25 protein-coding genes are annotated in these 25,667 nt (G+C 67.3%); 7 read left to right on the top strand and 18 right to left on the bottom strand.

Annotation, left to right across the window (positions count from 1 at the left end):
- Window positions 1–42: 42 nt before the first annotated feature.
- The 4 genes from BLJ79_RS03130 to clpS form a co-directional block, all read right to left on the bottom strand.
- On the bottom strand, window positions 43–954 hold the full coding sequence (locus tag BLJ79_RS03130; RefSeq protein ID WP_071213179.1) for an MBL fold metallo-hydrolase: 912 nt from the start codon (window positions 952–954) through the stop codon (window positions 43–45).
- Window positions 951–1,880, bottom strand: a complete 930-nt coding sequence (murI, locus tag BLJ79_RS03125; protein ID WP_071213178.1) for a glutamate racemase — start codon at window positions 1,878–1,880, stop codon at window positions 951–953. The genes BLJ79_RS03130 and murI overlap by 4 nt, the downstream gene beginning before the upstream one ends.
- 65 nt (window positions 1,881–1,945) lie before the next feature.
- Complete coding sequence (locus BLJ79_RS03120; RefSeq protein ID WP_071213177.1) at window positions 1,946–2,515, bottom strand: DUF2017 domain-containing protein; 570 nt, start codon at window positions 2,513–2,515, stop codon at window positions 1,946–1,948.
- 2 nt (window positions 2,516–2,517) lie between these two features.
- The gene (clpS, locus tag BLJ79_RS03115) at window positions 2,518–2,814 is read right to left on the bottom strand and encodes an ATP-dependent Clp protease adapter ClpS (protein ID WP_071213262.1); all 297 of its coding nucleotides are present in this window, start codon (window positions 2,812–2,814) and stop codon (window positions 2,518–2,520) included.
- Between the two features lie 312 nt (window positions 2,815–3,126).
- Between clpS and BLJ79_RS03110 the strand changes: the two genes are divergently transcribed.
- Both BLJ79_RS03110 and BLJ79_RS03105 read left to right on the top strand, forming a co-directional pair.
- Window positions 3,127–4,440 (top strand): nicotinate phosphoribosyltransferase, encoded by a 1,314-nt coding sequence (locus BLJ79_RS03110; RefSeq protein ID WP_139194678.1) that lies wholly within the window; start codon window positions 3,127–3,129, stop codon window positions 4,438–4,440.
- A gap of 19 nt (window positions 4,441–4,459) precedes the next feature.
- On the top strand, window positions 4,460–5,092 hold the full coding sequence (locus BLJ79_RS03105) for an isochorismatase family protein (protein WP_071213175.1): 633 nt from the start codon (window positions 4,460–4,462) through the stop codon (window positions 5,090–5,092).
- Between the two features lie 123 nt (window positions 5,093–5,215).
- Here the strand turns inward: BLJ79_RS03105 and BLJ79_RS03100 are convergent, their stop codons facing one another.
- The 5 genes from BLJ79_RS03100 to BLJ79_RS03080 form a co-directional block, all read right to left on the bottom strand.
- A complete protein-coding gene (locus BLJ79_RS03100; RefSeq protein ID WP_071213174.1) occupies window positions 5,216–7,012 on the bottom strand; it encodes a DEAD/DEAH box helicase in 1,797 nt (598 codons plus the stop codon).
- Window positions 7,013–7,106: 94 nt separating this feature from the next.
- Window positions 7,107–7,403, bottom strand: coding sequence for a DUF3039 domain-containing protein (locus tag BLJ79_RS03095; protein ID WP_071213173.1), 297 nt, complete (start codon window positions 7,401–7,403; stop codon window positions 7,107–7,109).
- Between the two features lie 73 nt (window positions 7,404–7,476).
- Window positions 7,477–9,045, bottom strand: coding sequence for a transporter (locus BLJ79_RS03090; protein WP_071213172.1), 1,569 nt, complete (start codon window positions 9,043–9,045; stop codon window positions 7,477–7,479).
- Window positions 9,027–9,806 carry an ABC transporter ATP-binding protein gene (locus BLJ79_RS03085; RefSeq protein WP_071213171.1) on the bottom strand — a complete coding sequence of 260 codons (780 nt, stop codon included), beginning with the start codon at window positions 9,804–9,806 and terminating at the stop codon, window positions 9,027–9,029. Before BLJ79_RS03085 ends, BLJ79_RS03090 begins: the two co-directional genes overlap by 19 nt.
- Window positions 9,807–10,050: 244 nt before the next feature.
- Entirely contained in the window at window positions 10,051–10,968 is a 918-nt protein-coding gene (locus BLJ79_RS03080; RefSeq protein WP_071213170.1) for a tetratricopeptide repeat protein, read from the bottom strand.
- A 341-nt stretch (window positions 10,969–11,309) separates the two neighbouring features.
- Here BLJ79_RS03080 and BLJ79_RS03075 point away from each other — a divergent pair, with 341 nt between their 5' ends.
- The gene (locus tag BLJ79_RS03075; RefSeq protein WP_071213169.1) at window positions 11,310–12,470 is read left to right on the top strand and encodes a calcium:cation antiporter; all 1,161 of its coding nucleotides are present in this window, start codon (window positions 11,310–11,312) and stop codon (window positions 12,468–12,470) included.
- Window positions 12,471–12,669: 199 nt separating this feature from the next.
- On the opposite strand, the gene BLJ79_RS03070 is transcribed toward BLJ79_RS03075, so the two are convergent.
- Window positions 12,670–14,382 (bottom strand): DUF8094 domain-containing protein, encoded by a 1,713-nt coding sequence (locus BLJ79_RS03070; RefSeq protein ID WP_139194677.1) that lies wholly within the window; start codon window positions 14,380–14,382, stop codon window positions 12,670–12,672.
- Between the two features lie 225 nt (window positions 14,383–14,607).
- On the opposite strand from BLJ79_RS03070, the gene BLJ79_RS03065 reads away from it, so the two are divergent.
- The gene (locus BLJ79_RS03065) at window positions 14,608–15,933 is read left to right on the top strand and encodes an AI-2E family transporter (protein ID WP_286135240.1); all 1,326 of its coding nucleotides are present in this window, start codon (window positions 14,608–14,610) and stop codon (window positions 15,931–15,933) included.
- 33 nt (window positions 15,934–15,966) lie between these two features.
- Here BLJ79_RS03065 and BLJ79_RS03060 read toward each other — a convergent pair whose 3' ends face one another.
- Window positions 15,967–16,317, bottom strand: a complete 351-nt coding sequence (locus tag BLJ79_RS03060; protein WP_071213167.1) for an Rv1322 family protein — start codon at window positions 16,315–16,317, stop codon at window positions 15,967–15,969.
- A 104-nt stretch (window positions 16,318–16,421) separates the two neighbouring features.
- On the opposite strand from BLJ79_RS03060, the gene nucS reads away from it, so the two are divergent.
- The 3 genes from nucS (at window position 16,422) to BLJ79_RS03045 (ending at window position 19,104) form a co-directional block, all read left to right on the top strand.
- A complete protein-coding gene (gene nucS / locus BLJ79_RS03055) occupies window positions 16,422–17,117 on the top strand; it encodes an endonuclease NucS (protein WP_071213166.1) in 696 nt (231 codons plus the stop codon).
- A 145-nt stretch (window positions 17,118–17,262) separates the two neighbouring features.
- Window positions 17,263–18,486, top strand: coding sequence for an N-acetylglucosamine-6-phosphate deacetylase (locus BLJ79_RS03050; protein ID WP_071213165.1), 1,224 nt, complete (start codon window positions 17,263–17,265; stop codon window positions 18,484–18,486).
- A gap of 414 nt (window positions 18,487–18,900) precedes the next feature.
- Complete coding sequence (locus tag BLJ79_RS03045; RefSeq protein ID WP_068735141.1) at window positions 18,901–19,104, top strand: cold-shock protein; 204 nt, start codon at window positions 18,901–18,903, stop codon at window positions 19,102–19,104.
- Between the two features lie 147 nt (window positions 19,105–19,251).
- Here the strand turns inward: BLJ79_RS03045 and BLJ79_RS03040 are convergent, their stop codons facing one another.
- The 7 genes from BLJ79_RS03040 to BLJ79_RS03010 form a co-directional block, all read right to left on the bottom strand.
- The gene (locus tag BLJ79_RS03040) at window positions 19,252–19,689 is read right to left on the bottom strand and encodes a DUF2550 domain-containing protein (protein WP_071213164.1); all 438 of its coding nucleotides are present in this window, start codon (window positions 19,687–19,689) and stop codon (window positions 19,252–19,254) included.
- A gap of 7 nt (window positions 19,690–19,696) precedes the next feature.
- Entirely contained in the window at window positions 19,697–19,981 is a 285-nt protein-coding gene (locus tag BLJ79_RS03035; RefSeq protein WP_071213163.1) for a F0F1 ATP synthase subunit epsilon, read from the bottom strand.
- Between the two features lie 2 nt (window positions 19,982–19,983).
- On the bottom strand, window positions 19,984–21,441 hold the full coding sequence (atpD, locus tag BLJ79_RS03030; RefSeq protein WP_071213162.1) for a F0F1 ATP synthase subunit beta: 1,458 nt from the start codon (window positions 21,439–21,441) through the stop codon (window positions 19,984–19,986).
- A gap of 57 nt (window positions 21,442–21,498) precedes the next feature.
- Window positions 21,499–22,392, bottom strand: coding sequence for a F0F1 ATP synthase subunit gamma (locus BLJ79_RS03025; RefSeq protein WP_071213161.1), 894 nt, complete (start codon window positions 22,390–22,392; stop codon window positions 21,499–21,501).
- Between the two features lie 78 nt (window positions 22,393–22,470).
- Window positions 22,471–24,108: a F0F1 ATP synthase subunit alpha gene (atpA, locus tag BLJ79_RS03020; RefSeq protein WP_071213160.1), complete on the bottom strand. Its 1,638-nt coding sequence runs from the start codon at window positions 24,106–24,108 to the stop codon at window positions 22,471–22,473.
- Window positions 24,109–24,228: 120 nt separating this feature from the next.
- A complete protein-coding gene (locus BLJ79_RS03015) occupies window positions 24,229–25,041 on the bottom strand; it encodes a F0F1 ATP synthase subunit delta (protein ID WP_071213159.1) in 813 nt (270 codons plus the stop codon).
- On the bottom strand, window positions 25,041–25,595 hold the full coding sequence (locus BLJ79_RS03010; RefSeq protein WP_071213158.1) for a F0F1 ATP synthase subunit B: 555 nt from the start codon (window positions 25,593–25,595) through the stop codon (window positions 25,041–25,043). The genes BLJ79_RS03015 and BLJ79_RS03010 overlap by 1 nt, the downstream gene beginning before the upstream one ends.
- Window positions 25,596–25,667 lie beyond the last annotated feature (72 nt).

The following is a 25,667-nucleotide window of genomic DNA, read 5'->3' as shown; positions in this document are numbered from 1 at the left end:
CGGGCACTCCCGCGGCAGCTGAGCGCGCCCGCCGCCTCGGGGCTACCTGCGCGGGTTCCTGGTCTTGGTCCCGGGCCACTCCCGGTTCGGCGCCGAGCGCACGATGGACACCGGCGCGGTGGGCAGCGACTTCGGGGTGCCCAGCTGCGAGCCGGAGAACACCCCGTAGGTGACCCCGGAGACCGCCACGGCGATCCCGCCGTCGTAGGTCTCCTTGGCCTCGTTGACCACGGTGTTGATGTCGGTCCACACCGGGATGTGGGTCAGCAGCAGGCGCTCGACCCCGGCATCGGTGGCGGCCTGGCCGGCCCGCTTGCCGGTCAGGTGCACGCCGGTGATCCCGTCGTCGCGGCCCTCCTCGAAGGCTGCCTCGCAGAGGAACATGTCAGCTCCCTGCGCCGCCTCGATGAGTTCGGGGCAGGAGTCGGTGTCGCCCGAATAGGTCAGCACGCTGGTTTGCAGCGACCCGTCGGCGACCGGCTCGGTGGCCTCCACGCGCAGCGCGTAGGACTCCTCGATGGGGTGCAGCACCGGGTAGGGGGTGATGGAGAACGGGCCGATCTTCACCGGCTGGCGGGACTTCCAGTGCTGGAAGTCGTAGTCCGGGTGCATGCCCTCCTCCAGCGGCAGCCCGTAGGCGGTGGCCATCCGGTCGGCGGTGGCCGCCGGGCCGTGCACCAGCATCCGCTCGCGGCCCCAGCCGTTGGGGTCCCAGCGGATCGCCACGTGCATGCCGCACAGATCCATGCAGTGGTCCGGATGCAGGTGGGAGATGAAGATCCCGTCCAGGTCCTTGATGTCGACGTAGCGCTGCAGCACGCCCAGCGCGCCGGAGCCAAGGTCCAGCAGGATCTTCCAGTCGCGGGTCCCGTCGAACGCGGTGACCAGGTAGCAGGAGGCGGGCGACCCCGGGCCGGGGAACGAGCCGGTGCAGCCGATGATGGTCAGCTTCATGAGGCACTCGCTTTCGAAAGGGCCACCATCTGCGGGGTAACCATCGCAATGGAGCCGGTCGGGTAGTGGGCGGCCACGTTCTGGACCTGCTCGACCGCGAGGACCTCGGGGCCCAGGAAGCGTCGGGCCAGGATCTCAAAACTTGCCGCATCGCCGGTGGCGAGGAACTGGTGGGTGGGGGCCGCGTCGGCGGTGCGCGCCAGGTCGTGGCCCACCAGCGCGCGGTAGACGTCCTTCGCGGTCTCCTCGGCGCTGGAGACGAGGGTGACGTCCTCGCCCATGACGTAGGAAATCACCCCGGTGAGCAGCGGGTAGTGCGTGCAGCCCAGCACCAGCGTGTCCACGCCGGCGGACTTGAGCGGGGCCAGGTATTCCTCGGCGGTGTCCATCAGCTCCTTGCCGGTGGTGATGCCGTTTTCGACGAACTCGACGAAGCGCGGGCAGGCCACCGAGGTGATGGAGTAGTGCGGGGCCGCGGCGAAGGCGTCCTCGTAGGCGCGCGAGCCGACCGTGGCCAGGGTGCCGATGACCCCGATCCTGCCGTTGCGGGTGGCGGAGACGGCGCGGCGGACCGCGGGCTGGATGACCTCGACCACGGGGATGCCGTAGCGGGCGGTGTAGCGTTCGCGGGCGTCGCGCAGCACCGCGGCGGAGGCGGAGTTGCAGGCGATGACCAGCAGCTTGACCCCGGCGTCGACCAGTTCGTCCATCACCCCCAGCGCATTGGCGCGGACCTCGGCAATGGGAAGCGGGCCGTAGGGCGAGTTCGCGGTGTCCCCGACGTACATCGTCGATTCCCCGGGAAGCTGGTCAATGATGGCGCGTGAAACGGTCAGGCCGCCGACCCCGGAGTCGAAGATCCCCAACGGGGCGTTTGCCCGGGGCCGCTCGGATGGTCGCTTATCGCTGGAGGACGCACTTGTCATGGTGTACGAAGCCTACGTGGTTTTGCGCGCGAACGGCCAGCACGCGCGACACACTGTATCCCAGCTCACAAGGACTTGAGCATGGCCTGCATCAGGGATTCCTGCAGCCAGGTGACGAAGTTGTAGACCAGTGCCAGGTATTCGTCGACGGTTTCGGCCTTCGACCAGTCGTCCTGCGCGTGGATCCGCTCGGCGTCTTCCTCGGTCGCCAGGCCCAGCCGCTGCGCCAGCACCAGGCGCACGTCGTTGACCGCGGCGGCGAAGCGCGGTGCGGTTTCGTCGGACAGCAGGATGGTTCCGGATTCCATCAGCAGTGCGGCCTCGCGCAGCGCCCCGATCTTGCGTTCGCGGATCCCGCGCTCGGAGAGCCTGCGGAATTCCAGCGACGCGGCTGCGTCGTCCGGATCCGCGTCCGGCAGCAGCCGCTTGGTGGCGGGGTCGGACGGGGGCGCGAAGTCCGCGCGGTGCGCGTGGGGGTCCAGCCCGACCATGGCCCACAGCGGATCCTCGTCCGCGGCGCGCTCCGGCTCGAGCAGGGTGATGACGTCCTCGAAAAGGCCGCGGAGCAACTTGCGCTCGGCGGCTTCCAGGGAGGCGGAAAAACCGCGCAGGGTGCTCTTGAATGCTCGTGCCACGGTTAGGCTGCGTCCGCCTTCGACAGGGTGGCCCACAGGCCGAAGCCATGCATCGCGGACACGTCGGCCTCGATCTTTTCGCGGTTCCCGGTGGCGACGACGCTGCGTCCCTCCTGGTGGACCTGCATCATCAGCTTCTCCGCCTTGGCCTCGGGGTACCCGAAGTAGGAGCGGAAGACGTAGCTGACGTAGCTCATCAGGTTGACCGGGTCGTTCCAGATGATCAGGAGGTAGGGCTGGTCCAGTTCGTGTGCTTGTGCCTGCTCCACGTGCTCAAGCACATCGGGCATCGCAGTCATGGTTGGCATACCTCCCATTCTACGACGGTGCGCCACCGAAGCGAACCGGACCGCTGCCCGCGCGTGCCGGGCCCTGCCCCCCATGCCCCGGGCGGCGAGCCCCACGCCCCGAAGCGCGCCGGGCCGACCCGAAGGCGGCAACGGGCCGATGCCGGGTCTAGAGTATCTACTAACGTTTGCACCGCCGTTGCCGGCCCATTCCGCCGCCACCTGCGGCGGGACGGGCCCCGGGACCAGGCTCCCGGCGCCGGTGCGAACCGCCCGAACATGCTTTCATCACCCCCGATACCCATCGCGAGGAGCCCAACGGCCATGTGGCAGCAGCCCACCTCACTGTTTACCGACCACTACGAATTGACGATGCTGCAGGCATCCCTGCATTCCGGTGCCGCGCACCGCCCCAGCGTCTTCGAGGCCTTCGCCCGCCGCCTGCCCGAGGGCCGGCGCTACGGCGTGCTGGCCGGCACCGGCCGCATCCTGGAAGGCATCAAGGAGTTCCGCTTCGGCGACGAGCAGCTGCGTTTCCTCTCCGACACCAAGGTCGTGGACGCCGCCACGATCAAGTACCTGGAGGACTTCAAGTTCAGCGGAAACATCCACGGCTACGCCGAGGGGGAAATCTACTTCCCCTACTCGCCGGTGATGATCGTCGAGTCGACGTTCGCCGAGGCCTGCGTGCTGGAGACCTTCATCCTCTCCGCGCTGAACCACGACTCCGCSATTGCCTCCGCCGCCTCGCGCATGATCGCCTCGGCCGGCTCCCGCCCGTGCATCGAGATGGGCTCGCGGCGCACCCACGAGGAATCCGCCGTCGCCGCGGCACGCGCGGCGATCATCGCCGGGTTCGACTCGACCTCCAACCTCGAGGCCGGGCACCGCTACGGGATCAAGACCGTGGGCACCGCCGCCCACTCCTTCACGCTGCTGCACGACACAGAGCGCGCCGCCTTCGAGGCGCAGGTCGCCTCGATGGGCGTGGGCACGGCCCTGCTGGTCGACACCTACGACGTGGAACAGGGCGTGCGCACCGCCGTGGAGGTGGCCGGCCCGGGCCTGGGCGCCGTGCGCCTGGATTCCGGGGACCTGGTCGAACAGGCCCGCTGGGTCCGCGTGCTGCTCGATGACCTGGGCAACGAGAACACCCGGATCATGGTCACCTCCGACCTCGACGAATACGCCATCGCCGCCCTCCAGTCGGCCCCGGTGGACGCCTACGGCGTGGGCACCTCGCTGGTCACCGGCTCCGGGCATCCGACCGCCTCGATGGTCTACAAGCTGGTCTCGCGCCACGACGACGCCGGAAACTACGTCGACGTCGCCAAGGCCGCGAAGAACAAGGTCTCGGTGGGCGGGCGCAAGTACGCGGTGCGCCGGCTCAACGAGCGCGGCCGGGCCACCGAGGAACTCATCGGCGTGGGCGAGGTGCCCGCAACCGATGCCAACGACCGCCCGCTGCTGGAACAATTCGTGGCCGGGGGCCGGATCGACGAGGCCTTCACCGGCGCCGCCGGGGTGCGCCGCGCCGCGAAGCGCCACCGCGACTCGATCCTGGAGATGCCCGGCAGCTCGCGGCGGCTGCAGCGCGGCGAACCGGTGATCCCCACACGTTTCATCGACGAAAACTGACCACGAGGAGAAGCACACCATGAGCGAACCAAGCAGCACACCGGACAACGCCTCGACGCGTGCCCTGATCATCGTCGATGTGCAGAACGACTTCTGCGAGGGCGGCTCGCTGGCCGTGGCCGGCGGGGCCGCGGTGGCAACGGCCATCGCCGAGCTGGTGGCCGCGCGGCACGAGAGCTACGCGGTGCTCGTCGCCACCCAGGACTGGCACATCGACCCGGGAAGCCACTTTTCCGAGGCCCCCGACTACGTCGACTCCTGGCCCGTGCACTGCGTGGCGGAAACCGCCGGCGCGGCGTTGCACCCCAACCTCGCCCCGGCCACGGCCCACTTGGACGCGGCGTTCCGCAAGGGCCGCTTCACCGCGGCCTATTCCGGCTTCGAGGGCCGGATGGCCCTGGAGGGCGCGGCGGTGGAGGATGAGTCCGGGCCGTTGCTGGGCGACTGGCTGCGCGAGCGGGGCATCACCTCCCTGGACGTGGCGGGGATCGCCACCGACCACTGCGTCCGGGCCACGGCGCTGGACGCCCGCACCCAGGGTTTCGAGACCACCGTCATCGCCCCGCTCACCGCCGCGGTGCACCCGCAGAACAACGACGCGGTCTTCGAGCAGCTGCGGGCCGCGGGAGTGACCGTGCTGGCCCTCGGCTGACCGGCCCCCTGCCCAAGGAGGCGCGGTGCCCGCCGGGGATGTGAACTCCTCCCCGGCCAGGCACCGCGCCTTTGTCGTTCCCCGCCCCGCATGTCCCCCGGACGGCGGCGGGGAGGCGGGCGGCTACTTCTTGCCGATGAACCAGCCCTGCAGCTTGTCCAGCCGCGTCTGCAGCTGCTCGGCGTTCGCCTGGGCGACGGCCGGCCCGCCGCAGACCTCGCGCAGCTTGGTGTGGATGACCCCGTGCGGGGTCCCGGTGCGCGCGCTCCACGCCGAGACGTTCTTCGAGAGCGTCGAGCGCATCTCCATCAGCGCCCGGTGGTCCATCACCGGGGCCTCGGCGCTCTCCTCGTGCGCCTTGCGCACCTTGCGCCGCGAAACCTGCTCGGCCTGGCGCTGGCGCAGCAGCACGCCCACCTGGTCGGCGTCCAGCAGCCCCGGGATGCCCAGGAAGTCCTGTTCCTCCTCGGAGCCCACGGCGCCGCCGGTGCCGAATTCGCCGCCGTCGAAGAGCACCCGGTCGAAGGAGGCGTTGGAGTTCAGCGCCTCGAACTTCTGCTTGTTCAGCTCGTCGCTGGCCTTTTCCTCGCGGTTGGCCGCGGCGACCAGCTCGTCCTCGGGGTTGTAGTCCGGGTCCTGGAAGTGCTTCTCGGGGCGGTCCAGCGCGTGGTCCCGCTCGGTCTCCATCTCGTTGGCCAGGGCCATGAGCACCGGCACCGAGGGCAGGAAGATCGAGGCGACCTCCCCGCGCTTGCGGCTGCGCACGTAGCGGCCGATGGCCTGGGCGAAGAACAGCGGGGTGGAGGTCGAGGTGGCGTAGACGCCCACGCAGAGCCGGGGCACGTCCACGCCCTCGGACACCATGCGCACCGCGACCATCCAGCGCGAGTCCCCGGCGGAGAACTCGTCGATCTTCTTCGAGGCGCCGGCATCGTCGGAGAGGATCACGGTGACCTTCTCGCCGCAGATCTTCTCCAGCTGCTCGGCGTAGCCGCGCGCGTCCTCGTGGTCGGTGGCGATCACCAGGGCGCCGGCGTCGGGGACGGTGCGGCGGACCTGGGTCAGGCGCTTGTCGGCGGCCTGGAGCACCGAGGGGATCCAGTCTCCTGCCGCATCCAGCGCCGTGCGCCAGGCGTGGGCGGTGATGTCCTTGGTGAAGCCCTCGCCGAGCTGGGCCTCCATCTCCTCGCCGCCGCTGGTCTTCCAGCGCATGTTCCCGGAGTAGGCCATGAACAGCACCGGGCGCACCACGTGGTCGCGCAGCGCCTGGCCGTAGCCGTAGGTGTAGTCGGCCTTCGAGCGGCGGATGCCGTCGGGACCCTCGGCGTATTCGACGAAGGGGATCGCGGCGGTGTCGGAGCGGAAGGGGGTGCCGGTCAGCGCCAGGCGGCGCAGCGCGGGCTCGAAGGCCTCGCGGATGCCGTCTCCCCAGGACAGGGCGTCGCCGCCGTGGTGGATCTCGTCGAGGATCACCAGGGTGCGGGCCGCCTCGACCTTGGCCCGGTGCAGCATCGGCTTGGAGGCGACCTGGGCGTAGGTGACCACGACGCCGATGTAGTCAGCGCCGTGGCGTCCGTCGGAGTTCTTGAAGTTCGGGTCAAGGGCCAGGCCCACGCGCCCCGCGGCGTCGGCCCACTGCTTCTTGAGGTGGTCGGTGGGGGCGACCACGATGATGCGGTTGATGGTCTTCGCGTCGACCAGCACCTTGGCCAGGCGCAGCGCGAAGGTGGTCTTGCCGGCGCCGGGCGTTGCCACGGCCATGAAGTCGCGCGGGTTGTCGGTGAAGTACTTGTCCAGCGCCTCGGCCTGCCACGCACGCAGTTTCGGTCCGGTGCCCCAGGCGGCCCGTTCCGGGTAGGCGGGAGGAAGCCGGTCCTCCATGGGCAGCTTGTCTGCAAGTGAGAACAAGGTATCGGTCATGCATACACCTCCACGGCGCTAAAAATCTTCCCTGCCAGGGCGCGTGCCGGCGCGCCCGGGCGGGTTCGGGTCAAGACGTGTTGCGTGGAAGGAGCTACTTCTTGCCCTTGTCGCCGCCGCCGGTGAGGCCCTCGTAGATTTCCTTGCACTCGGGGCACACGGGGAACTTCTGCGGGTCGCGGCCCGGAATCCAGACCTTCCCGCACAGGGCGATCACGGGGTCCCCGGAGAGCGCCGACTCCATGATCTTTTCCTTGCGCACATAGTGCGCAAAGCGTTCGTGGTCCCCGGCCTCGACTTCCTGGGCTGCTTCGGTGCGCTCGATGGTGGTGGCACCGCCACCGGAGGTGGTGCGGGGATCATTGCGGAACGGATCTAGGGGCATGCTCATGTCCTCCAGTCTAACAAGCTAATCCTCCGGGTCGGTCGAACCCGGGTGTCCGCGGCGCATCGCGTGGGGCACATCAGCGGTTGGCCGCGACCGCCTGCATCAGCTCCGGGGCCCGGGCGTCGAGCCAGCGCCCGCCGAGGCGGATTCCGGCCACCAGCAGCACCGCGCCCTCCACCACGCCCACCGCCAGGGCGAGCCAGCCGAAGAGCGCGTGGTGCGTGAGGACCTGGGCCACCAGCAGACCCAGGGCCGGCAGCAGCAGCACGGACATGATCGCGAACGTCGCCAATTGCACCACGGCCATCCGCGCCCCGGCACCCGGTGGCGTCTTGAACGGGCTCTCCCCCGGCAGCGGGACCGCGTAGGTGAAGCGTGCCGAGGCCACCGAGGCCACGCCGAACCCGGACAGCAGCCCGCACAGCGAGATGCCCAGGATCGCCGGCAGCAGGTCCGTGCGGCCCAGGAACACCGGCGGCAGGATGGCGGCCAGCAGCGTCACCGGCAGCGCGAACACGGCGCAGGCCAGCACGCGCCCGGCCCGGTCGTCCACCCCGCGCACCCCGGTGAGCACGTGCAGCGAGAACGCGGTGGAGTCGTAGGAGACGTCGGCGGAGATCGCGAACGCCATCAGGATCCCCAGCAGCGGCCCGAGCACCAGCATCAGCTGCGGGTTCCCGGAGTTGGTGGAGGTGAACCAGATCAGCACCGGCATCAGCGGGACGACCACGATGGAGGCGGCGTAGCGGGGGTCCTTGAGCCAGTAGGTCAGGGCGCGGGCGGCCACCGCGCCGCGCGGGGTGGCCGGGAAGATCCCGAAGGCGCCCATGCCCACGGGCTTGGAGCCGGTGTGCGGCGCCAGCGGGTTTTCCATGGACTTGTGCAGCCCGCGCTCCCACGCCCAGAGCACCGCGCCCAGGTACGCCAGTCCCAGGACCAGGCGCGCCGCGCCCAGCCCCCAGGCCCCGGCGGCCAGGTCCCCGGGAAGCGCCGCGAAGACGCCCAGCGGGGTGAAGCCCAGCACCGCGGCCAGGCGCGGCAGCCAGTCCAGCACCGATTCGATGCCCTCGGCCGCGGTGCCGATGATCGGGCCCAGCAGGATCAGCGGGATGATCGCGATGATCCCGGCGACGTCGCGGAAGCGCCGCGAACCGGTCAGCCGGGCCATCGAGGTGGTGGTCAGCCGCGCCAGGGCCAGGCACATCAAGGCGCCGGCCACGCCCCCGGCCAGCGCCGCGAGCAGGGCCAACGGATCGCGGCGCCAGGCCAGGAGCTGCCCGCCGAGCAGCAGCAGCGTCAGCAGCCCCGGGACGCCGATGAAGCCCGAGAGCAGCAGGCCCGTGGCCAGCTTGGGCCGGGAGATCGTGAAGGTGGTGAAGCGTGCCGGGTCCAGGGTCAGATCGACGCCGAAGGCCACCAGCGGCACGATCGCCCAGCCCAGGGTGATCAGCGAGACCGCGCAGATGAGGATGGTGTTGGCCAGCGCGGTGTCCGCGTCGGCCAGCAGGGCCGTGCCGGCGACGGCGAAGACGACCATGCCCAGCCCGTAGAGGCCGCCGATGCACACGCCCACCAGCTGCCAGGGGCTGCGCCGGAAGGAGTTGCGCAGCAGCGCCAGCTTCAACCTCAGGAGGTGTGCAACCATGACAGGCCCTCGCTGTTCCCGCGCCCGCCGACCAATTGCACGAAGCGTTCCTCCAGGGAGACGCCGCCGCGCACCGCATCCACGGTGCCGGCGGCCAGCAGGTTGCCCTCGGCTATGACAGCCACGTGGCTGCACATGCGCTGGACCAGGTCCATGACGTGCGAGGAGACGATCACGGTGCCGCCGTGGGCGACGTAGTCCGCAAGGATCTCGCGGATGTTGGCCGCGGAGACCGGGTCCACGGCCTCGAAGGGCTCGTCGAGCACCAGCACCCGCGGGGAGTGGATCAGCGCCGTGGCCAGGGCGATCTTCTTGGTCATGCCCGCGGAGTAGTCCACGACCAGCTTGGCCCCGGCGTCCTGCAGGTCAAGCACGCGCAGCAGGTCCTCGGTGCGCTCGGCGACCGTGTCGCGGTCCATGCCGCGCAGCAGGCCGGAGTAGGTGACCAGCTGGCGCCCGGAGAGCCGGTCGAAGAGCCGCACCCCGTCGGCCAGCACGCCCATGGCGGCCTTGGCCTTCAGCGGTTCGGCCCAGACGTCGATGCCGGCCAGCCATGCCTGTCCGGCGTCGGGGCGCAGCAGTCCGGTGGCCATGGACAGCGTGGTGGTCTTGCCGGCGCCGTTGGGCCCGACCAGGCCGAAGAACGACCCGGCGGGGACGTCGAGGGAGATGCCGTTGACCGCGACCTTGTCGCCGAAGCGCTTGCCCAGCGATCGGATCGACAGGGCCGGGGTGCCGGGTTCCGCAGTGGAGTTGCTCATGGAATCGAAATTAGCAGTCGGCACGTGGTTTTGCCGTCATCCCTGCGGACTAATCCCGCCGATCGTGCCGCCCCCGGGGATGACGCGCCGGGAATTTCGCCCGCCGGGGCCCGCTGCCCTGCTGTCCGGCGGGACGAAAAAGGGAGTGCCACCCGCGGACCCGGACGGGTTCGCGAAAGACACTCCCTGGTCGCCGAGCCGGGTCCGCGGGCGGCAGCGCGCGGGACCGGCTCGGCAAGGGATCCTAGAACAGGACGCGGGCCAGCTTCTGGCGCGAGGCAACCACGCGCTCGTCGGCCACCCCGACCACCGAGTACAGCTCGACCAGGCGGGCCCGGGCGGCCTCCTTCTCGTCGCCCGCGTGTCGGCCGATGAAGCCCACCAGCCGGGAGAAGGCGTCCTCGACGTGCCCGCCAATCAGGTCCATGTCGGCAACGTCCAGCTGCGCGGCCAGGTCGTCGGGGTTCGCCGCCCCCGCGGCACGCACCGCGGCCAGGTCCTTGTCCTGGGTGCGCATCAGCAGGCGCACCTGGTTCAGGCCGATGGCCGCGTCGTTGTCGTTGGGCTTCTCGTTCAGCGCCTGCTTGTAGGCGTTTTCCGCCGTCGGCAGGTCGCCGGATTCGATGGCGTCCAGCGCCGCCTGGTGCAGCGGCGGCAGCGGGGCCGGCGCGGTTGCGGCAGCGGTGGTGCCCAGCGGCGCGATGGTCCCGGCGACGCCGTGCTGGACACCCAGGCCCAGCAATTCCTCGATCAGCGACTGGATCTGCTGGACGTCGGCGCTGCCCTGGAACAGCGGCACCGGCTGGCCGTTGACCAGCGCGATGACCGCGGGCACCTGCGTGACCTGGAAGGCCTGGGCGATGGCGGGCTCGGCCTCCGCGTCCACGGTGGCCAGCGCGAGCGTTCCGCCCTTCGCGTCGATGAGCGAGGCGAGTGTCGCATCGAGCTGGACCGAGGCCGGGGAACGCGGGCTGCCCAGCGAGACGATCACCGGAACCTGTTGCGAGAGCGCAACGATTTCCGGGAAGAGCTCCTGGTTGACGGAGCGCACCCAGGTCGGGGCCCCGGCGTCCGCCGTGCCGGTGACCGGCTCCGGGTGGGGCGTCTTGAAGGCTGCCAGATCAATGGCGCCGCGCGAGGAGGGTGCAGTGGGTTCAGGCATGCTGGTGGTCATTCCTCTACTTTAGGCCGCTTGGCGCCCGGGTGGAAAACCCGTCCGCTTCCCGCTGACAAGCACACCGGCGCGGCGGCTACCGGGGGCGGGGGCGCGGGACGATGCCGGGACCGGCTCCGGCGCCCCGCGGGGAGGGCGCGGAGGGGGCGGGCCACGCCAAATCCACCCGGGCCGCGCCGGTGGCATATCCTAGTGATTGGAAATCTCCCGCTGCACCGATCCCTGCCTCCAGGCATATCCCCAGGGCAGCGTGGCAGCCCAGTTGCGGACGGGACGGCCCGTTCGATCGATCGAACACGGGGACGGCCCCGTGGAATAGGGTCCATCCCGTGGTTTCCCCCACTGCACGCTCCATCCTCACACGCCCCGCCATCGTGCGCCTCGCCGTCGGCTGGGGCGCCGTCCTCGGCCTGCTCCTGGCCGGCCCCCTGCTGGAGCCGCCTGTTTCCGCGCCGCTGCTGGTCGGCGCGCTGGTCCTGATCATCGGCGTCATCCTGCTGTGTTCCTTCGGGGTGGTCCACGAGGCCGAACACCTGGCCCGCCGGCTGGGCGATCCCTACGGTTCCCTGGTCCTGACGCTTTCGATCGTGCTGATCGAGGTGGTGCTGATTTCCGCCGTGATGCTCGGGCCCGGCGAGCACGCCACCATCGCCCGGGACTCGGTGATGGCGGTGTCGATGATCATCCTCAACGCCGTGATCGGGCTCTCCCTGCTGGCCGGGGGCCTCAAGCACGGCGGGCTGGGGCACAACCGCACCGGCACCTCCGCCTACCTGGGGATGCTCATCGTCCTGGCTTCGCTGGCCTTCGTCCTGCCGGCACTGATCGGGAAGGCCGGCGCCTACACCCGGGGGCAGGAAGTCCCCATCATCGTGTTGGCCCTGGGCCTCTACGGCTTCTTCCTGGTCCGGCAGATGGGCCGTCAGGCCGATGACTTCCGGGAAGTCGATCCGCGCGCGGCCCCGCCCGCCGACTCGCCCGCAGCCGCGGTCCCCGCGGCGGAGCGCCAATCGATCACCGCCGTCATTGCCGGGCACCGCACCGAGCTCGGGCTGCGGCTGGGCCTGCTGGTCGTCACGGTGCTGCCGATCGTGCTGCTTTCGCACGACATGGCCACGCTGCTTGACGACGGGCTGGGCCGGGTCGGTGCGCCGGTGGCCCTGTCGGGCATCCTCATCGCCATGATCGTCTTCCTGCCCGAGTCGATCACCTCGGTGCGCGCGGCCCTGAACGGGGAGATCCAGCGGGTCAGCAACCTCTGCCACGGGGCCCTGGTCTCCACGGTCGGCCTGACCATTCCCGCGGTCCTGGTCATCGGCTTGCTCACCGGCCAGGCGGTCGTGCTGGCCGAAACCCCGGTCAACCTCATGCTGCTGGGCGTGACGTTGCTGCTGTCGGTGTCGACCTTTGCGGCCAAGCAGGTCACCGCGATGCACGGGGCCGCGCACCTGGTGCTCTTTGCCGTCTACGGCATCGCCGTATTCTCCTAAGGCGCCCCCGCCGGCTCCCGCGTCCTGGTTCACCGGGCCGGGGCCGGAAGGGTCCGGCAATCCGGGGGCGACGGACGCCGGCACGCAAAAAGGCGCGGTGCCGCCTAGCACGGGATCCGTTACCCCGTGCCGGTGGCACCGCGCCTTGCGTGGAGGGACCCACAGGTCCCCCCGCTCCCCCGCCGAAGGGGGCTTGTGGCTACTTCAGCAGTTTCGCCCCCTTGGTGATGACCTCGGCGGCGACCACCGAGACCTTGTCCTTGGAGTCGGCGGCCGGGATGTAGATGAGCATCGGCTCGCCGTAGGTGATCTCGATGCCCTTCTTGGTTTCCTTTGCGTCGACGATCGTGGCGGTGGTGTCGTCCAGGCCGATGGTGCCGCCGGTTTCCTTGGGCTTCGCGGTGGTCGTGGCGGTGAAGTTGCCCGAGACCAGCGCCCCTCCGTCCGGGGTCGCCAACACGACGGTGTCCTTGGCGTTCACCTGGCGCTTGAAGGTGATCTTGGCGTCCTTGTTGGCCTTGACCAGAGCGTTCTGGTCCTTGGCGTTGAGCGTCAGGAACGCGTTCTTGGCGAACTTGTCCGCGTCCTTGGACTTCTCGTTGTCCATGAGCCCGGCCAGGCGCTCAAGCGCCGACTTCGGGGTCATTTCCAGGCCCTCGGCGTTGTCCTTGAGCAGCTTCACGGACTGGTCCCCCACGGCGATCCCGGGGAACGTCGAACCGGGCAGCATCGGGGTGGCGAAGGCGACCTTGTAGTTGTCCCGCGGCCCCGCCTGGGTCAGCGTGATGGCGGTGGGGATGGTGGAGGCGCCGGAGTCCTTCGCGGTGACAACCATCAGCGAACGCGGGAAGTGGGCACCGTCGTCGGTCGGCACGGCGGCCGAGCGGATGACGGTGGTGTCGATGGCCGAGGGGCCGTCGAGCTTGACCTTGTCGTTGCGCAGCTTGTAGTTCTGGCCGCGCAGCGTCTTCAGGGCGCCGGTGGTGCGGTCCTCGAGGTCCTTGGCGTTCTTGGACTTGTCGGCCTTGGCCACGGAGCTGGAAACCTCGGAAAGGATGCGCTCGAGCTGGGCCTGCAGCACCACCGGGAAGACCTTCTCGGCGTCCTGGGCGGTGCCGTCGGCCGGGGAGGACGACGGGCTTGCGGCCAGCGCCGGCACGGAGGGAACCAGCGCCAGGGCCAGGATCGAGGCGGTCGCCACGACCTTGGCCACGGTGTTCGGCCCGCTCTTCCCCGGGGGCGTGGTCGGGAGCGAACCGGTCTGCGGGGCACCGGCACGGTCGGCGGCGCGGCGTCCTCCGCCGGTGGAGCCCCCGCGCGGCGTGGCGCGCACGGCGGCCAGCGCAATCCCGGCGACCAGCAGCAGGGCACCGATGATGATCAGCGGCATGGAGTAGGGGGTGGCGGTGTCGCCGGGCCAGGTCACCGAGATGTCGGTGGGTGCAGCGGCCTTGCCGTCGGCTGCCAGCAGCAGCGTCCAGGAGCCCTCGTCGGGGTCCGTCCAGCGGTAGGTCATGGTCTTGTCGGCGTTCTCGGTCGCCTGGAACAGGTCCGCGCCGGCCGGATTCGGGACCTCGGCCTCGCCGGTTTCCGACGTGGATTCAAGAACGGTGTCGGCGGTGTTGATGCCGGAGATGGTGGTGTGTGCGGCCTTGCCGACCCACGCCTGTGCATCGGCGGAGCGCACCAGGGAGGCGCTGAACTTGCCCTCGGCCTTGATGGTAATCTCCGTGGGGTGCCCGGCAACGGTTCCGATGCCGGATTCGAGCAACGTCACCGGCGCAGCCGCGGGGGCTTCGGCAAGGTGGGCCGTCAGCGTCTCGGGCGGGGCCCAGACGGTACGCTGGCCGATCCCCATCACCAGGGCTGCAAGCCCAAGAATGATAGCGATCGCTGATAAGATCTTTCGCACAATTACACCTAACGGATGGGGAGTCGAGATTCGGCCTCGGGGTGCCGCCCCGCGTCGTGGACTAAGGGTGGCACGCCATAAGTCTAACGAGTTGTTCCGCATCCGGGTTCCTTGATGTGGGTAGCACCACGCTGCGCACCGGTGAGGCATCGGCCACCATTTGCCGCATCCGACATCGGGGCCCAATGCCGACAAGAACCCGCCCCGGGTATTAAGCTCGGGGTTGTGACTACTCAAGACGGGGACGACGCAGTGCCTCCGGAAGCAACCGGCGGCCACGGGACCGCGCCCGGAGCCGACGGCCCCCAATCTCCGGGAACCCCGGGCACCGGGGACGTTTCCCGGGACGACACCCCGATTCAGGCACCGCCGGCGAGCCCGCGGCGGTGGTGGCGCCGTCTGCTGGGCACCGCGCAGCAGACGCTCGATGCCCGGATCAAGCCGCCGGCGAACTTCGGCTTCCCCCCCGAGCCGAAGCACGAGGCAGGCACGGGCATTCCGGGGGCGGATGTTTCCCCGGCCACCAACCCGATCGCCTTCGGATTCCTGTTCACGGTCGGCGTGGGACTGGCCCTGCTGGGCTTCTTCCTGCTGACCAACGTGGGTTCGCTGGTCATCTGGATCGCCATCGCCCTGTTCATTGCCCTGGGACTGGACCCGGTCGTGCGCTTCCTGGTGTCGCACGGGACCTCGCGGACCGTCGGGGTGCTGGTCACGATGCTGGCCCTGCTGGGCGTGGCCGCCGGGTTCATCGGCAGCATCATCCCCACACTCACCTCGCAGACGGCCCAGTTCATCGAGCGCGCCCCAAAGCTGGTCGACGACTTCCTGAAGTCCGAGCTTTTTGTCACCCTCGATGCGCAGTACCACGTCTCGGACCGAATCAGCCAGGAGATCGGGAAGTTCTTCTCCGACACCGGTGCCGTGGGCGGGATCTTCGGCGGCGTGCTGGGCGTGGGCAGCGTCATCGCCCAGGGCATGTTCGGCGTGCTGATCGTGCTGGTGCTGGCCATCTACTTCCTGGCCTCGCTGCCGGCGATGAAGTCCTTCTTCTACCGCATGGCCCCGCGCTCGCGCCGGGCACGGGTCGAGGAGCTGGGCGACACCATCACCCGGTCGGTGGGCAACTACGTCATGGGCCAGGCGTTCGTGGCACTGCTCAATGCCACCGTTGCACTGATCCTGATGAGCATCCTCGGGGTGCCCTTTGCCGCACTGCTGACCCTGCTCGTTGCCATGCTGGCGTTCATCCCGCTGGTCGGCGCGGTGATCGCAGGAATCCTGGTGTCCCTGATCTCGCTGACCCTGGGGTGGCAGACCACCGCCATCTACGCGATCTGCTACTTCGGGTACCTGCAGATCGAGGCGTACTTCATCTCCCCGCGCGTGATGCAGAAGGCCGTCTCGGTCCCCGGGGCGGTGGCAGTGATCTCGGTGATCGCCGGCGGCTCGCTGCTGGGGGTCATCGGCGCTCTGATGGCGATTCCCCTGGCCGCGGCGATCATGCTGATCCTGCGCGAGGTCTTCATCGCCCGCCAGGACAACCGCTAGGGTCTTCCGGGCCCGCCGGCCGCCGGCGCCGGCCTAGTACCGGTAGGAGCGTGATTCCCAGCACTTGGGGTGCCAATGGCGCCGCGCCGCGGCCGAGGCATCGTCGCCGGACCAGTGGTCCGCCCGCCACGCCACCAGGTGCTCGGTCCCCGGGGAAATGAAGCGCCCGCAGCCCGGGCACTTGTAGGTCTTGGACGCGCCGACGGCCGAAATCCGCCGCACGTGCCATTGCCCGTCCGGCGCGTCCTGCAGGCGCTGGACCCCGTAGCGCGCCTTTTCCAGCCAGGCATCGTCGCCCGCGGCCTCGGGTCGGGTCCACTTGTTGACCCGGCCGGAACGGGGTGCGGGCGTGGAGGAACGAGAAGGTCGATTCGAGCGGGCCATGGTCCAATTCTGCCCCAGTTCCGTGGCGGGCCGTGCCCGCGGCGCACCCGCGGCCCGCAGCAGCCGGGCCCGGGGACGCGGCGAAACCCGGTAGAGTGCCTGTTGTGCGTTTAGTGATTGCCAAGTGTTCAGTTGATTACGAGGGCCGCCTTCGGGCCCATCTCCCCCTGGCGACCCGTCTGTTGATGGTCAAGGCCGACGGCTCCGTGCTGGTCCATTCCGACGGCGGCAGCTACAAGCCGCTGAACTGGATGAGCCCCCCGGCCGTGATGCGGGTCGTCGAGCCCGACGAGGAACAGGCCGCCGAGGGAGACATCGAACTCTGGCACGTCGCCCACCAGAAGTCCGACGACCGCCTGGTGGTCCACATCAAGGAGATCATCCACGACACCGAGCACAACCTCGGGATCGACCCCGGGCTGATCAAGGACGGGGCCGAGGCCGACCTGCAGCGCCTGCTGGCCGACCAGATCGAGACCGTCGGCGTCGGCTACACGCTGATCCGCCGCGAGTACATGACAGCCATCGGCCCCGTGGACATCCTGGCACGCGACGCCGGCGGCGCCACCGTGGCCATCGAGCTCAAGCGCAATGGCGACATCGACGGCGTCGAACAGCTCACCCGCTACCTCGAGCTGCTCAACCGCGACCCGCTGCTCAAGCCGGTGCGCGGCATCTTCGCCGCCCAGAAGATCAAGCCGCAGGCCCGCACGCTGGCCACCGACCGCGGGATCGATTGCCTGGTGTTGGACTACGACGCGATGCGCGGCGTCGACGACGTGGCAGCGCGGCTCTTCTAGGGACCCAGCGGCAGCGCTCGACCCCGCCTTCGGGACCACATCCCTCGGCGGCGCCGGACCGGCTTGGCCCGGCCGGACAGGCGGGAGGCGCAACCTTGTGCCGCGGCTACCCCGGTACGCGGGCGCTCGGACCTAGAATAGGTCCATGACTTCCACCGACTCACCCGACCGTTACGCATTGACCGGACGACTGGTGTCCCCCGGCAGGGACATCACCAAGGGCATCATCGCCGTGGAGGGCAACCGGATTGCGTTCGCCGGCGACGTGCGCGAGTTCTCCTTCTTCGACGAAGCCGGCGCCTTTGAGCTGCGTGAAAGCCCCGAGGGAACCATCATCATCCCCGGCCTGATCGACCTGCATTGCCACGGCGCGGCCGGCGGCGATTTCCCCTCCGGGGACCGCGAGAAGATCGCCACCGCCATCGAGCACCTGCACCGCTCGGGCACCACCTCATTCTTGGCATCGCTGGTCACCGCCTCGCGCGCCGACATGCTGGCCTCCGCCACCGTGCTGTCCGAGTTCGCCCAGCGCGGGGACATCGCCGGGATCCATGCGGAGGGGCCGTTCCTGTCCACGGCGCGCTGCGGCGCCCAGGACCCGGCATTCCTCTCCGACCCGGAACCGGACTTCGTCGACGCGCTGATCGACGCCTCGGCCGGCCAGCTGCGCACCATGACCTACGCTCCGGAACTTCCCGGGGCCGACGCGCTGCTCGAGCAGCTGGTCTCCCAGGGCGTTGTCCCCTCCCTGGGACACACCGATGCCGATGCGTCCACCACCGCCGCCTCGCTGGCCCTAGCCCGCGAGGAACTGGCCAGCGCCGGGGTCGACGGCTTCACCGAGCGCCCCACCGTCACCCACCTGTTCAACGGGATGCCGCCGATGCACCACCGGGCACCCGGTCCGGTCGCTGCCTGCCTGGAAATGGCGGCCCAGGGCAAGATCATCGTCGAACTCATCGCCGACGGCGTGCACCTCGACCCGGACATGGTCCGTGCCATGTTCAACCTGGTGGGGGCCGAGTCCATCGCCCTGGTCACCGACTCGATGGCAGCCACCGGACTGGCGGACGGCACCTACAAGCTGGGCCCGGCAGAAGTCATGGTGTCCAACGGGGAAGCCCGCCTGGCCTCGAACGGATCGCTGGCCGGGGGTACCGCCAGCATGCTTGACGTCCTGCGCTTCACGGTGGCCGCCGGGGTGGATCTGCGCGACGCCCTCGTTTCCGCCACCAAGGTGCCGGCGAGCGTGCTGGGCCTGATCGACGAGGCCGGTCGGCTCCACCAGGGTTTTGCGGCGGACCTGCTGGTCCTGGACGCGGACCTAATGCTGCAGCAGGTCGTCCGCAACGGCAAATACCTGCTCTGACGGTCCACCCCTTCCCCACGCGGCATCCACCGGGCCCGGTGGGTGCCGGGTTCGGCCCGCTGCCGCACCAGCCGTGACCTCTGGCCGAGCCTTGCAGCCCCCCAAGACCCCGCGACTCCCCCGGAACGACGGCACCGCTCTCCGCCGGCGGTCCTTATCACGGCTCCGGTCCGCCCGCGCCCGTATGAAGTCTTTGCTTGCCATCTGAGTCCAAGGTATTGACCCAAGTCACACCATTGTGTGATGCTTGACTCAGTCTTTGTGTTGGTTAGTCATACCCGCCAAAGCAGTGCTGCGGGTGTGAAGTGACTGCGGCGGGGTTAAACCCACGCCAGTGATCTTCTCACTTGAGTACCACCCATGGCCGTTGCACGGTGCAGCGGCCAGATTTTCGCACTAAATGAGGAGATATACATGGCTCAGGGAACCGTGAAGTGGTTTAACGCCGAAAAGGGATTCGGCTTCATCACTCCCGATGGCGCCGAGGCTGACGTTTTCGTGCACTACTCGGAAATCCAGACCAACGGTTTCCGCACGCTGGAAGAGAACCAGCGCGTGGAATTCGAAGTTGGCCAGGGTGCCAAGGGGCCGCAGGCCACCGGTGTGGTCGGTCTCTAAAGGACTTCACAGACTCTTTGAACTTCCCGCCCTTCCGTGCCCGGCTCGCATGGCGCAACCGGTCGGATAGGCGGAAACGCTAAAAGAACACAAAAGCCTGGGGCGGGATGATTTATTCATCCCGCCCCAGGCTTTTGTCTTGCTTGATCAGTCTTGCCGCCAGGTGCCGACGCCCGCAACGGGGCCGGCCTCCAACCAGGCCGAAAGGCCGTTGTAGGTCTGGTAATCCATGGCAATCAAGACGTCTCGGCCTTCATAGCTCATCATCACGATGACGCTTCCGGGCTGCACCAGGTGCTTTTCCTCTTCCTCGGGCTTTCTCCAGCCCTTGAGCAGGATGGAGGACCGTTGGAATCGATGCACCGGTATCGGGGAGACCGAAAAGAGCTTGAGGAAGTCAAGCTCTCCAGGAGCATAACGCGCAATCACCATCATCCACTTCCCGGAGGACGTGCAGATGGAAGCGTCGAAAGTGCCAAGAGTGCGCCGCAACTGAATGCGGCGCACTCCCATGGCACCCAAGAACATCACCACAAGCAGCAGGGCTGCCAACACGATGAGTACAGGAATGCCGAGTTCGTTCAAGGCAGGACTATCGAGTTCCCGCCGGGACGGAGTCGGCCATGACGGCGTTGTCCGCTACGATCACCACGCGGTCGGCGTCAACGGAGAAGAACCCGCCATCAACCTGGACCGAGAACCGTGACCCGGAGACCGGAACGATTTCCAGATCCCCGGCAGCCAGGACGGCCAGCATCGGCACGTGGCCGGGAAGGATCCCGATCTCGCCATTGCTGGTGCGTCCCTTGACCAGTTTCGCCGCGCCCGACCACACGAAGTGGTCGGCTGCAACGATTTCGACTTGGAGTTCGGCCATGACTAGCGGGTCGACTTCTGGATGTCGGCCCACTGGCGCTCAACGTCGTCCATGCCGCCGATGTTGAAGAATGCCTGCTCGGCAATGTGGTCAACGTCGCCGTTGCAGATCGCGTTGAAGCCCTCGATGGTGTCCTTGATGGCAACCGTCGAACCCTCGACACCGGTGAACTGCTTTGCGGTGTAGGTGTTCTGCGAGAGGAACTGCTGGATGCGACGGGCGCGAGCCACGACGATCTTGTCTTCTTCGCCGAGCTCGTCGATGCCGAGGATCGCGATGATGTCCTGCAGTTCCTTGTTCTTCTGAAGGATCTGCTTGACGCGAACCGCGGTCTCGTAGTGAGCCTGGCCGACGTACTGCGGGTCAAGGATTCGCGACGTGGAGGTCAGCGGATCGATGGCCGGGTACAGGCCACGGGAAGCGATTTCACGGGAAAGTTCCGTGGTCGCGTCCAAGTGGGCGAAGGTCGCTGCCGGTGCCGGGTCGGTGTAGTCATCGGCAGGCACGTAAACGGCCTGCATCGAGGTAATCGAACGGCCCTTGGTCGAGGTGATGCGCTCCTGGAGGAGACCCATCTCGTCGGCAAGGTTCGGCTGGTAACCCACGGCCGAAGGCATGCGGCCCAGCAGGGTCGACACCTCGGAACCGGCCTGGGTGAAGCGGAAGATGTTGTCGATGAAGAGCAGCACGTCCTGGTTCTGCACATCGCGGAAGTACTCCGCCATGGTCAGCGCCGACAGTGCCACGCGCAGACGCGTGCCTGGCGGCTCATCCATCTGGCCGAACACCAAGGCGGTGTCCTTCAGAACGTTTGCTTCTTCCATTTCGACCCAGAGGTCGTTACCTTCACGGGTGCGCTCGCCAACACCGGCGAATACCGAGGTACCACCGAAGTTGCGGGCCACACGGGTGATCATTTCCTGGATCAGAACCGTCTTGCCGACGCCGGCGCCGCCGAACAGTCCAATCTTGCCGCCCTTGATGTAAGGGGTCAAAAGGTCGATCGACTTGATGCCGGTTTCGAGCATTTCGGTCGAGCCCTCAAGGCTTGCAAAAGCAGGTGCCTTGCGGTGGATCGGCCAGCGCTCGGTGATCTCGAGTTCCGAGGCTTCCACGTCGAGGGGCTCGCCCAGGACGTTGAAGATGTGACCCTTGACGACATCGCCAACGGGTACGGAAATCGGGGCACCCGAGTCGACCACCGAGGTACCGCGGACGAGTCCGTCGGTGGCCTGCAGGGAGATCGCGCGAACCATTGAGTCACCGAGGTGCTGGCTGGTTTCGAAGGTGATGGTCTTGGTCTCGCCGTTGAGGGTAATCTCAGCGGAAAGAGCGTTGTAAATTGCAGGCAAGGAGTCGGCGGGGAATTCAACGTCGACAACCGGGCCGATAACGCGTGCGATGCGACCGGTTGCACCGGTCGAGGCAGCGGTACCCTGCTCGTTAAGTTGGGCAGTCATCTCTCTCACTTCACTTGTGTAGATGGCGTGGATGTAAGTGTTGGTAGGAAAATCCGGTTAGCCGTTCAGCGCGTCAGCGCCGGCAACAATTTCGGAAAGTTCCTGGGTAACCTCGGCCTGGCGGGCGTTGTTACGAAGACGCGTGTACTTCTTGATGAGGTCCTTGGCGTTGTCGCCTGCGGACTTCATGGCACGCTGGCGGGCTGCGAGCTCGGAAGCCGCCGCCTGCAACATTGCGTTGAAGATACGTGACTCGATGTAGCGCGGGAGCAGTGCATCCAAGACCTGCTCCGGTTCCGGCTCGTATTCGTAGAGCGGCAACAGCTCGTCGGCAGGAGTCTCGGACTCCTCCTCGACAACCTCAAGCGGCAGCAAACGAATGACCGTCGGCTCCTGAACGACCATCGACTTGAACTGGGTGAAAACAACGTGGATCTCGTCCACGCCACCAGCTTCAAACTCGTCGGCAAAGTCCTTCAGCAGGACTTCGCGCAGTTCGCGTGCGGTTGCAAACTCCGGAGCGTCGGTTCCACCGGTCCACACCTTCGCGTAGTCCCGTCCACGGAAGTCGAAGTACGCCTGGGCCTTGCGGCCGACCAGATAGGTCTTGACGTCCTTGCCTTCTGAATGGAGCAGTTCAACGAGGTGCTCTGCCTGCTTCAAGACGCTGGCGGAGTAGGACCCGGCGAGCCCGCGGTCCGAAGTCATGACCAAGACTGCCGCGCGACGGATTGACTCCGGCTCGGTGGTCAGTGGGTGCTCGACCTCGGACTGTGACGCGACGGCAGTAACAGCACGGGTAATCGCATTGGCGTACGGCAGCGATGCCGAGACACGCGCACGTGCCTTGCCAATACGGGAAGAGGCGATCAGTTCCATCGCCTTGAAGATCTTGCCCATCGACGTCGTCGATGCAATCTTCTGGCGGTAGACCCGAATCTGGGCTCCCATGTTTGTCCTTTCCTTATCCCTTCGCAGTGGTTGCCGCGCCACACATGGCGACGCGGCAACCCCTACTCAAAGGTGATGTCAGCGCTTTTGCTTGACGATCTTTTCCTGGTCGACGGAACCCTCGGACAAGGCATCGAATTCTTCGTTGCCTGCGGCGACAAGCCTGTCGTCGCCCTGGCCAAAGAAACCGGCCTTGAACTCGACGATGTTCGTCTCGAGCGTTTGCGCGGTCTCGTCCTCGAGCTTGCCGGTTTCGGCAATCACGGTCAACGCGTTGGTGCGGTGACGAAGGTGAGCGAGGAACTCGGTCTCGAAGCGGCGAACGTCTTCAACCGGGACATCGTCCAGGTAACCCTTGGTGCCCATCCAGATGGAAACAACCTGGTCCTCGACGGGGAACGGTGCGTACTGGCCCTGCTTGAGCAGTTCCATCAAACGCGCGCCACGGGTCAGCTGCTGCTTGGAAGCGGCATCCAGGTCCGAGGCAAACATGGCGAAGGCCTGCATGTCGCGGTACTGGGCCAATTCCAGCTTCAACGTACCGGAAACCTTCTTCATGGCCTTGACCTGGGCCGAGCCACCCACGCGGGACACCGAGATGCCCACGTCGACGGCCGGACGCTGGTTGGCGTTGAAGAGGTCCGACTGCAGGAAGATCTGGCCATCGGTGATCGAGATGACGTTGGTCGGGATGAATGCCGAGACGTCGTTTGCCTTGGTCTCGATGATCGGCAGACCGGTCATCGAACCGGCACCGAGCTCGTCGGAGAGCTTGGCACAACGCTCGAGCAGACGGGAGTGCAGGTAGAACACGTCACCCGGGTATGCCTCGCGTCCTGGCGGACGGCGCAGCAGCAGCGATACGGCGCGGTAGGCTTCGGCCTGCTTGGACAGATCATCAAAGACGATCAGAACGTGCTTGCCGTCGTACATCCAGTGCTGGCCAATGGCCGAGCCGGCGTACGGTGCCAGGTACTTGAAACCAGCCGGGTCGGATGCCGGGGAGGCCACGATAGTGGTGTACTCCAGGGCGCCGTTGTCCGCAAGGGTCTGGCGCACTGCGGCAATGGTCGAAGCCTTCTGACCAATTGCCACGTAGATGCAGCGGACCTGCTTGTTGGTATCGCCCGAAGCCCAGTTGGCCTTCTGGTTGATGATGGCGTCAACGGCCAGGGCCGTCTTGCCGGTCTGGCGGTCACCAATGATCAGCTGGCGCTGGCCACGGCCGATCGGGATCATCGCGTCGATGGCCTTCATGCCGGTCTGCAGCGGTTCGTGAACCGACTTGCGCTGCGTCACGCCAGGAGCCTGCGTTTCCAGCGCACGACGTGCGGTGGAAGCGATCGGGCCAAGGTCATCGATCGGCTCGCCCAACGGGTCCACCACGCGGCCCAGGAAGGCGTCGCCCACCGGAACCGAAAGGATTTCGCCGGTGCGCTCTACGCGCTGGCCTTCGGCAATGCCGGTGAAGTCGCCAAGGACAACAACACCGATATCGCGGGTATCAAGGTTCTGGGCCAGGCCCAGAGTGCCGTCTTCGAAGCGAAGCAGCTCATTGGCCATGACGGAGGGAAGACCCTCCACCTTGGCGATGCCGTCACTTGCCGTGGTTACGCGGCCGACCTCGGTGCGCTCAGCTTTGCCCGGTTCGTAGGACGCTGCGAACTCATTCAAGGCATTGCGGACGTCGTCGGCGTTGATGGTCAATTCGGCCATCTGCAGTCCCTGCTCTCCTAAGTTGTGATTGCCGCGATGGATCCTTGCGGCAACCGAAATTTGATTCAGTCTATGGTGACTGGCCTGCAAGGCAGGCCCCCCGTTGTGGTGGGGGGCTGCCTAGCTTGCCAACTGGCGGCGAAGATCCGCGACGCGGGTGGCGATGGTTGCGTCAACAACCTCGTCACCCACCTTGATGCGGATGCCGCCAACTAGTGCCGGGTCGATCTCGACATTGATCTTCAAGTCCCGGCCGTAAAGGTTGTTCAGGCCTGCCTGCAGGCGCGCTGTTTGCTCGCTCGTGAGATCACGGGTGACGCTCACTTGGGCAATCCAGCGGTCCTGGCGTTTAGCCACCAATTCCACGAAGCGCTCCAGAAGTGCAACGGGCTTGAGCCCGCGCGGCGAAGCGACGGCCTGGCGGATCAGCAGTGCCGATGCGTCCGAGGCGTTCGGAACCAGCTTGAGCGCCAGGGCGCCCTTGGCTTCGTCCGATGCCTTGGAATCATCGAGAGCACGCTGCAGATCATGACTGGATCCAACCACACGGATGAACGCGAAGAGGTCTTCTTCGAGCCTCTCCAGTCCTGCGGAACCGCCCTGACGCTCGGTCACCACGATGGCGACAGTTGCCGCCAGGGTTTCCAATGCATCGCCAATGTCTCGTGCCGAGCTCCAACGCGAGGATGCCAGAGACGCGACGGTGGCTTCGGCTTCCGCCGACACCTTCCCGTGCAACAGCTTGGCCACAAGGCCAGCCTTGTCCGAGGCCCCACGGGCCGGATCAGTCAGTGCGCGACGCAGGCCTGCGTTGCCATCCAGAACGTCAACCGTTCCAAATAGCTCGGCGGACAATTCCAAGGACGCGTGTGCAAGCTTGGTTTCCAACGACGCCAGCGCCGCGGACAGTGACTCGCTCGATACACCTGCCATTAGTTCGATGCACCTGCGTTCTGCTGGTTTTCCAGGTCTGCCAGGAACTTGTCGACCACGCGGGAAGCGCGGTCATCGTTCTCAAGAGCGTCGTCGACGATCTTGCTGGCCAAAGCGGTTGCCAGGGTGCCGACCTCGGCACGCAGCGAGGTAACTGCTGCGACGCGCTCGGATTCGATCTGGCGGTGTGCCTGCTCGGTGATTCGAGCGGACTCTTCGGCGGCCTTGGTCTTGAGATCCGCGAGGATCTGTGCACCTTCTTCGCGCGCTTCCTCACGGATGCGGTTGGCTTCGGTGCGTGCTTCCAGCAGCTGTGCCTTGTACTGCTCCAGGGTGGCGTTGGCTTCGGCCTGTGCGGCCTCTGCCTTCTCAAGTCCACCCTCGATGGCCGTGACACGGTCCTGGTAGGACTTCTCGAATGCCGGGGCAATGTACTTGACCACGATGAACAACAGGACAGCGAAGCCTGCGGCAGTGACAAGAATTTCCCACGGGTTCGGAAGCAGCGGGTTTGCGCCCGCACCTGCAGCGAGGATCAATTCGTTGCTGATCATTCTCACTCTTCCTTATCTCTTAAGTTCCAATTGCAATGGCGCCTGCGACAGTGGCAGGGCCACTACGAGGGG

Origin of the sequence: Arthrobacter sp. UCD-GKA (genome assembly GCF_001863355.1) — a bacterium.
GTDB lineage: Bacteria > Actinomycetota > Actinomycetes > Actinomycetales > Micrococcaceae > Paeniglutamicibacter.
The sequence above is the reverse complement of the archived record's forward strand: the minus strand, read 5'-3'. Positions and strand labels throughout refer to the sequence as shown.

Bases quoted from the DNA above. Each gene is read 5' to 3' on its own strand.
- BLJ79_RS03035 (WP_071213163.1), bottom strand. From the start codon at position 19,981: ATGGCCGAACTCCAAGTCGAAATCGTTGCAGCCGACCACTTCGTGTGG.
- BLJ79_RS03050 (WP_071213165.1), top strand. From the start codon at position 17,263: ATGACTTCCACCGACTCACCCGACCGTTACGCATTGACCGGACGACTG.
- atpD (WP_071213162.1), bottom strand. From the start codon at position 21,441: ATGACTGCCCAACTTAACGAGCAGGGTACCGCTGCCTCGACCGGTGCA.
- atpA (WP_071213160.1), bottom strand. From the start codon at position 24,108: ATGGCCGAATTGACCATCAACGCCGACGACGTCCGCAATGCCTTGAAT.
- clpS (WP_071213262.1), bottom strand. From the start codon at position 2,814: ATGACTGCGATGCCCGATGTGCTTGAGCACGTGGAGCAGGCACAAGCA.
- BLJ79_RS03085 (WP_071213171.1), bottom strand. From the start codon at position 9,806: ATGAGCAACTCCACTGCGGAACCCGGCACCCCGGCCCTGTCGATCCGA.
- BLJ79_RS03080 (WP_071213170.1), bottom strand. From the start codon at position 10,968: ATGCCTGAACCCACTGCACCCTCCTCGCGCGGCGCCATTGATCTGGCA.
- BLJ79_RS03090 (WP_071213172.1), bottom strand. From the start codon at position 9,045: ATGGTTGCACACCTCCTGAGGTTGAAGCTGGCGCTGCTGCGCAACTCC.
- BLJ79_RS03045 (WP_068735141.1), top strand. From the start codon at position 18,901: ATGGCTCAGGGAACCGTGAAGTGGTTTAACGCCGAAAAGGGATTCGGC.
- BLJ79_RS03015 (WP_071213159.1), bottom strand. From the start codon at position 25,041: ATGGCAGGTGTATCGAGCGAGTCACTGTCCGCGGCGCTGGCGTCGTTG.
- BLJ79_RS03060 (WP_071213167.1), bottom strand. From the start codon at position 16,317: ATGGCCCGCTCGAATCGACCTTCTCGTTCCTCCACGCCCGCACCCCGT.
- BLJ79_RS03095 (WP_071213173.1), bottom strand. From the start codon at position 7,403: ATGAGCATGCCCCTAGATCCGTTCCGCAATGATCCCCGCACCACCTCC.
- murI (WP_071213178.1), bottom strand. From the start codon at position 1,880: ATGACAAGTGCGTCCTCCAGCGATAAGCGACCATCCGAGCGGCCCCGG.
- BLJ79_RS03025 (WP_071213161.1), bottom strand. From the start codon at position 22,392: ATGGGAGCCCAGATTCGGGTCTACCGCCAGAAGATTGCATCGACGACG.
- BLJ79_RS03105 (WP_071213175.1), top strand. From the start codon at position 4,460: ATGAGCGAACCAAGCAGCACACCGGACAACGCCTCGACGCGTGCCCTG.
- BLJ79_RS03130 (WP_071213179.1), bottom strand. From the start codon at position 954: ATGAAGCTGACCATCATCGGCTGCACCGGCTCGTTCCCCGGCCCGGGG.
- BLJ79_RS03100 (WP_071213174.1), bottom strand. From the start codon at position 7,012: ATGACCGATACCTTGTTCTCACTTGCAGACAAGCTGCCCATGGAGGAC.
- BLJ79_RS03010 (WP_071213158.1), bottom strand. From the start codon at position 25,595: ATGATCAGCAACGAATTGATCCTCGCTGCAGGTGCGGGCGCAAACCCG.